General features: G+C 61.4%; 6 protein-coding genes and 1 pseudogene. 3 read left to right on the forward strand and 4 right to left on the reverse strand.

Features of this window, described 5'->3' with window-relative positions; translation table 11 throughout:
• The 4 genes from ACFOM8_RS22330 to ACFOM8_RS22345 form a co-directional block, all read right to left on the reverse strand.
• The coding region (locus tag ACFOM8_RS22330) for an ArdC-like ssDNA-binding domain-containing protein (RefSeq protein ID WP_377764573.1) at nt 1–515 on the reverse strand (515 nt) is incomplete at its 3' end.
• A gap of 915 nt (nt 516–1,430) precedes the next feature.
• On the reverse strand, nt 1,431–2,450 hold the full coding sequence (locus ACFOM8_RS22335; protein WP_377764574.1) for a hypothetical protein: 1,020 nt from the start codon (nt 2,448–2,450) through the stop codon (nt 1,431–1,433).
• Nucleotides 2,451–2,474: 24 nt separating this feature from the next.
• On the reverse strand, nt 2,475–2,987 hold the full coding sequence (locus ACFOM8_RS22340) for a DUF4113 domain-containing protein (protein WP_377764575.1): 513 nt from the start codon (nt 2,985–2,987) through the stop codon (nt 2,475–2,477).
• Nucleotides 2,984–3,568 carry a Y-family DNA polymerase gene (locus tag ACFOM8_RS22345; RefSeq protein WP_377764576.1) on the reverse strand — a complete coding sequence of 195 codons (585 nt, stop codon included), beginning with the start codon at nt 3,566–3,568 and terminating at the stop codon, nt 2,984–2,986. Before ACFOM8_RS22345 ends, ACFOM8_RS22340 begins: the two co-directional genes overlap by 4 nt.
• Nucleotides 3,569–3,790: 222 nt before the next feature.
• Here ACFOM8_RS22345 and ACFOM8_RS22350 point away from each other — a divergent pair, with 222 nt between their 5' ends.
• The 3 genes and pseudogenes from ACFOM8_RS22350 to ACFOM8_RS22360 form a co-directional block, all read left to right on the forward strand.
• Nucleotides 3,791–4,453: a GNAT family N-acetyltransferase gene (locus ACFOM8_RS22350; protein WP_377764577.1), complete on the forward strand. Its 663-nt coding sequence runs from the start codon at nt 3,791–3,793 to the stop codon at nt 4,451–4,453.
• Between the two features lie 44 nt (nt 4,454–4,497).
• The gene (locus ACFOM8_RS22355) at nt 4,498–4,719 is read left to right on the forward strand and encodes an isocitrate lyase/phosphoenolpyruvate mutase family protein (RefSeq protein ID WP_377764578.1); all 222 of its coding nucleotides are present in this window, start codon (nt 4,498–4,500) and stop codon (nt 4,717–4,719) included.
• Between the two features lie 85 nt (nt 4,720–4,804).
• Nucleotides 4,805–5,092, forward strand: a pseudogene (locus tag ACFOM8_RS22360) (integrase core domain-containing protein); the annotation flags it as partial.
• Between the last annotated feature and the right edge of the window lie 221 nt (nt 5,093–5,313).

Genomic DNA, 5,313 nt, shown 5'->3' on the forward strand with positions numbered 1-5,313 from the left:
TAGAAGGCTTGCGGCTCGTCGCTGGTGCGAATGTCCGCGCCGGTGGCCGCGAAAAAGGCGTCAAGGGCGGGGTCGGCGGCGGTGCCAAGGTCGCGGGCAGGCTCGGCGGGGGTGCCGTAGTGCTCAGTGGGCAGGTCGTCGATCTGCTCGGCGTTAAAGACGCGGTAGGCTTTCAGGTAGGGCAGGCGGCGTTCCTCGCCCGTGTCCGCGTCCTCGCGTTCAAAGGTGCCGTATTTGACAACGGTTGACGATGTCTCGCCCTTGCGGACCTGTCCGCCTGCTTCTTGGGCCTGCTTGTAAGTGAACCAGCGGGCGGCGCGGTAGCCTTTGGCGTCGGCGGCAAGCCACAACATCAGGACGTTGATGCCAGAATAGGGTTCGCCATTGCTCCTGAGCGGGAAGGGTGCGCCGCCCTTGTCGCCGGTCCACGGCTTGCGCCATGCCGGGGTGCCCGCTTTGAGGCTGGCAATGATGCTGTCGGTGACATGGGCGTAGAGGTCGAACGTGTCAGCCATTTGTGGCCTCCTTGTGGTGGTGCCCTTTGCCGGTCTGGTGCCGGATCATCGGGCGGGGTTTCTGGCGAGGACCGCGAAGCGGCCCTCTCCTGAAACCCTGCCTCCCGGCGAGGGCAGGAGGGGGACCCGCGCAAGGTTGTCCGTAGGAGCGAAGGGGAGGGGGATCACCCGGCCTGCACGGAGCCAAAGGCGCAGGAAGGCCGGGGAAACCCCTTCGCCCCGTGAAGCGGACGGCCTTGCGTGGGGGAACCGGCGGTTCCCATAGACGGACACGCGCCCTTCGCGCGTGGCCCCACAAAGGGCAGGGGCGTTCGGCTTGTCCGAATCCCCCGGCCAGGCACGCTCACGCGCCTTTGCCTCGATCCCCGCCCGTCGCGGGGATCTCTCCATCATCTTTCCCGGTCGAAGCTATCCAGCCTGCCGCCTCTCGGCTGGCGGTGGGCCTTGCAGGGCGGCGAGCTAGACGCGCCCATCAAAGAGCGAAGGGAAGTGAGCCGCCCTGTGGGAAGGTTCGGCGGGATCACCCAACCGCCCGCCCGGTTGACCACAGGCTGTGTGCTCGATCCCTGTGGTCTCGCTTACAGCCTGCTTCGGCCTCCCGCCTCCACTCCCAAGGTCGTTCTGGCGCGAGGCTGGACAACCGGGCTACCCCGCAAGCGATCGCAACCCGACAGGGCCGAGACTGGGCCGCTGGACCGACTATTGCGACCCCGCGCGGGCTGGCTTGGACGAGACGGGCGGCGCGGGAAAAGCCGCAAAGAAGGGGCAGGGGTCCAGGCTCGGGGCGCAGGCCGGTGCAGCCGGTCGAAGGCTAGAGCGCGGTCCCGGCCAAAGGACGGGAGGCGGCATAGATCAGTCGTTGCCATCATCGACGGCGAAACGCCCTCATTTCTGCCATTTCATAAAGACTACCTTCTACTCTCCGCGCACCAATGCCAAAAGGCGGCGAAATTCGGCGTCTGGAGTATCCTGCTTCCACTTATTAACAAACCTGGCGACCACCTGCAAATTTCCTATTTCATAATGGCCGTTGCTGTCGATGCGATCTAACGAGGGACGCAATTGATTATCATTACCATCAGGCTGCAGTGGGATTTGCGTAATTGCGCAACAATATCCGGTCTCACCTAATAGTACTTCCAAATATCTAATGAGGGCTTCTTTTGATATCCTAATATCTTTGTTTTTTAAAGTCCGCTCAACTAGCTGCCCATTTGCATACTTGGCAGTTTGTTCAGCCTGGGTGGCCATTTCCCATATTGCTATGCCCCACTTGCTTACATGGTATCCAGCATTCTTGCGGTCGATTTTATCAGCCCACCACAGCGCATCGAGCGTCCACAGGTCAACATGACTCTCCTCGGCTACCTCCACCAATATGGCGTTGATCTGTTCATATTTTTGTCCCTGGGTGATGCGGACAGGGAAGTCAGGCCATAGGGCCCTTTCGCGCATTTCGTGCTCACTGGTGCCGTTCCAAACGCCGTAGCGATCTGGATAGGCCACTAAGAGGATAGAGGTGATTGTAGCAACACCCAACCCGCTTACGCTCGTTAGGGTAGCGTCAAATCGTTCGGCCAGGGGCCGCGTTTCATCCACCAGGATGGCGAGTGCCCCCCGCAAATTTTCCATGTCATCGGTGACAGTCCGCCCCACACGCTCTAGCCCGGTCCAATGGTGATTGTGCTGAAAGCTGAGGAAGTCGAGATAGTCCTCTTTTGTTAGATGGACCGGATTGCGGAAAAGGCGGCCGAACCGGCCTAGAACCTCCTCACGCTTAGCCACGATCTGGCGAATGCCCGGCAGGCTCAAAGCCCTGTCCACGTCAAAATGCCCTGTCTTCAATTTCGCTAACTTTCCCTGCTTGTCGGCAATGTCGAAATGGTGCCTACAGCCCCCATCTCCTTCCGCCTCCTCATAGAGGAAGCGCGCCAAGCGGGTGTTGTCTAGGGTTTAACTTTACACTCGAACGGTCGGCAATTCGCTGATCCTGGTGGTGTAGCGGGGCGAGCGGTGATCGGCGCGCAAGCGCCATTCGCCGGCAAAGCCCTCCCGCGCCAGCACCATCGTCTTCTTGCCGAAGCGGTCGTTGATCGCATCGAGCGCGTCCGTCAGGCGCGCGTCGCGCGGCCGGGCAGGCTCGAAGAGCATGGCCGGCCGGTCGGCCTCGGGCAGCAGGTCATCAAGGATGACGCCTGCCTTGGTGTAGCCGCAGCCATTGCCGGACGGATCGCCGCGCCAGCCTCGGCGCGCGGCCGACACGGCGGCGTCCACCAGGTCAAAGGTGTGGTTGGACATGGGCCGCAGCCGCACGCTGCGGGACGCAGAGTGCTGCGGGCGGTCCGGCTTGTGCGGGTTGGTGTGGAAAAACACGGTCAGCGTTCCGGCGACAAGGCCGTGGCTCCTCAGCTTCTCGGCCGCGCGGGTGGCGTGGGCGGTGACGGCCTGCGCCAGCACATCGAAGGTCGTCATGGGCGTGCCGAGGATCGGGTCACGGCCATGCCCTTTCTTTGCGGCGGCACGTCCTCGAAGTCGATGCAGGCGATGCCGCGCAGCTCCGCCACCAGCCTTTCAAGAACAACCGTGCCTATCTTGCGAGACAGGGCCATCGGCAGGTCGCGCAGCGCGGCCGCGGTTCTCACGCCCTGGGCGATCAGCTTGGCCTCGGTTGCCGGGCCGACGCCCCAGATTTCGCCAATGGGGATGCGGTCCATCACATAGTCCCGGACCTGGGGGTTCATCAGATTGCAGACGCCCCCGAAGATCGGGTTCTTCTTGGCCGCATAGTTCGCCAGCTTGGCGAGGGTCTTGGTTGGCGCGATGCCAACGCAGGTCGGGATGCCCACTTGGGTCCGCACCGCCTGGCGCATCCGGGCCGCGTGCGCCTCCATCCGCTCACCAAAGCCGGACAGATCAACGAATGTCTCGTCGATCGAATATACGTCCAGGCGCGGCGAGTAGCCGTGCAGCACTTGCGTCACGCGCGCGGAAAGATCCCCATTTATGTGGAATAGAAGATTGGCTGCATGACGAAGTATCCAGCTAGTGTTCACCTACTGACATAGGATAACCCGATGGAGACTGGGCATCGGGCTCGGAGCCGACAGCCTCGGGCGAAGCGCTCAAGTGACAGCTCCGAGCCCAAAGCTGCCTCCGGGCGTCGACACACGCTGAAGAACAGCCTTCTAAAATAACTGCAGTTTCTCTAAAAATTGCTTCATCCAGCAGGCGGTTTTGTTCTGCCAGCACCGAACACAGAGGAAGGACACAGCGTCATGGATCTGGCAGACTGGTCGGCACGGCCGCGCCCCGCGCGGGCGCCATTGGAGGGGCGTTATGTGCGGCTGGAGCCATTGGAACATGAGCACGCCGACACGCTCTACCAAGCCGCATCAGCCGAGGGTGCAGAGGACCGATTTCGCTGGCTGTTCGAAAGTGCCCCTCAAAACCGCGCCGAATTTGACGCCTGGATCGCGCACGCATCAGCCTCGACCGATCCTCTGTTCTTTGCTGTGATTGACAAGGAGACGGGCCGTGCTGAAGGCCGACAGGCCTTGATGCGGATTGACCAGGCCCACGGCGTCATCGAGATCGGCAACATCATGTGGGGGCCTGCGCTTCAGCAAACGCGCATGGCGACCGAGGCGCTGTTCCTGTTTGCCGACCATATCTTTGCCCTCGGCTACCGGCGGTTCGAGTGGAAGTGCAACGACATGAACGTGCCTTCCAAGCGCGCGGCCCTACGCTTCGGTTTTCGCCCCGAGGGCGTGTTCCGTCAGCACATGGTCGTCAAGAGCGCCAATCGCGACACCGCCTGGTTCGCTATGACCGACCAAGACTGGCAGCACCTGCGACCAACCTACGAGACGTGGCTGTCGTCTGACAACTTCGACACGGGCGGGCGGCAAGTTCGGAAGCTAGAGGAATGTCGGCTATGACAACGGAGCTCGCTGTTTCAGAAAAACGCGTTGCTTTTCGAAAGATGCATGACAGCGGGTTTTTCCTTCTGCCCAACGCTTGGGATGCTGGAAGCGCAGTTCGCCTTACCAGGGCCGGATTTCGCGCGATCGCTTCAACCAGTGCCGGTGCAGCTTGGGCGGCAGGCAAGGAGGATGGTCGACAAGGCCGACAGGAAGACGGCACGGGAGTTCCTCCAGCACATGCTCGATGCGGTGCCCTACCAGGTCCACACCATTCTTACTGACAACGGAATTCAGTTCGCAGAGCAGCCCCGGAACCGAAACACCATCTACTCCAGGCCAATGCGCTTCGACATGATCTGCGAAGCCAACGGGATCGAGCACAGGCTGACGAAACCCAACCATCCATGGACCAATGGCCAGGTCGAGCGGATGAACCGCACAATCAAGGAGGCGACCGTCAAGCGCTTCCACTATGACAGCCACGAGCAACTGCGCACGCATCTCGCGGACTTCATGGCAGCCTACAACTTCGCGCGTCGGCTCAAGACCCTCGGTGGTCTCACGCCCTACGAATACATCTGCAAAATCTGGACAGCAGAGCCGGATCGATTCATCCTAAACCCGATCCACCAGATGCCGGGACTGAACACCTAGGTCTGCCGACATACTTGGTCGCAAGCTGATCGACACCGACGCTACACGTGCTCCACAGCGGCGGTGTCGATCGGCATCGATAAGCGTCCTGTTTCCGGTTATTCCGCCAATCAGCCGGCGGGAATGCCAGCCTGAGAAGTTGGAGGAGCTATGCGAGAGTTTGGGTGACGCGGCCTAATCAAGCGGCGCGATTTTCGGCGACGCTCGCGGCGACACCGTCG

Origin of the sequence: Paracoccus angustae (genome assembly GCF_042648745.1) — a bacterium.
GTDB classification, from domain to species: Bacteria; Pseudomonadota; Alphaproteobacteria; order Rhodobacterales; family Rhodobacteraceae; genus Paracoccus; species Paracoccus angustae.

What these genes read in the sequence shown, in the direction of transcription:
- ACFOM8_RS22340 (WP_377764575.1), bottom strand. Translation starts at nt 2,987, where the DNA reads ATGACGACCTTCGATGTGCTGGCGCAGGCCGTCACCGCCCACGCCACC.
- ACFOM8_RS22350 (WP_377764577.1), top strand. Translation starts at nt 3,791, where the DNA reads ATGGATCTGGCAGACTGGTCGGCACGGCCGCGCCCCGCGCGGGCGCCA.
- ACFOM8_RS22355 (WP_377764578.1), top strand. Translation starts at nt 4,498, where the DNA reads ATGCATGACAGCGGGTTTTTCCTTCTGCCCAACGCTTGGGATGCTGGA.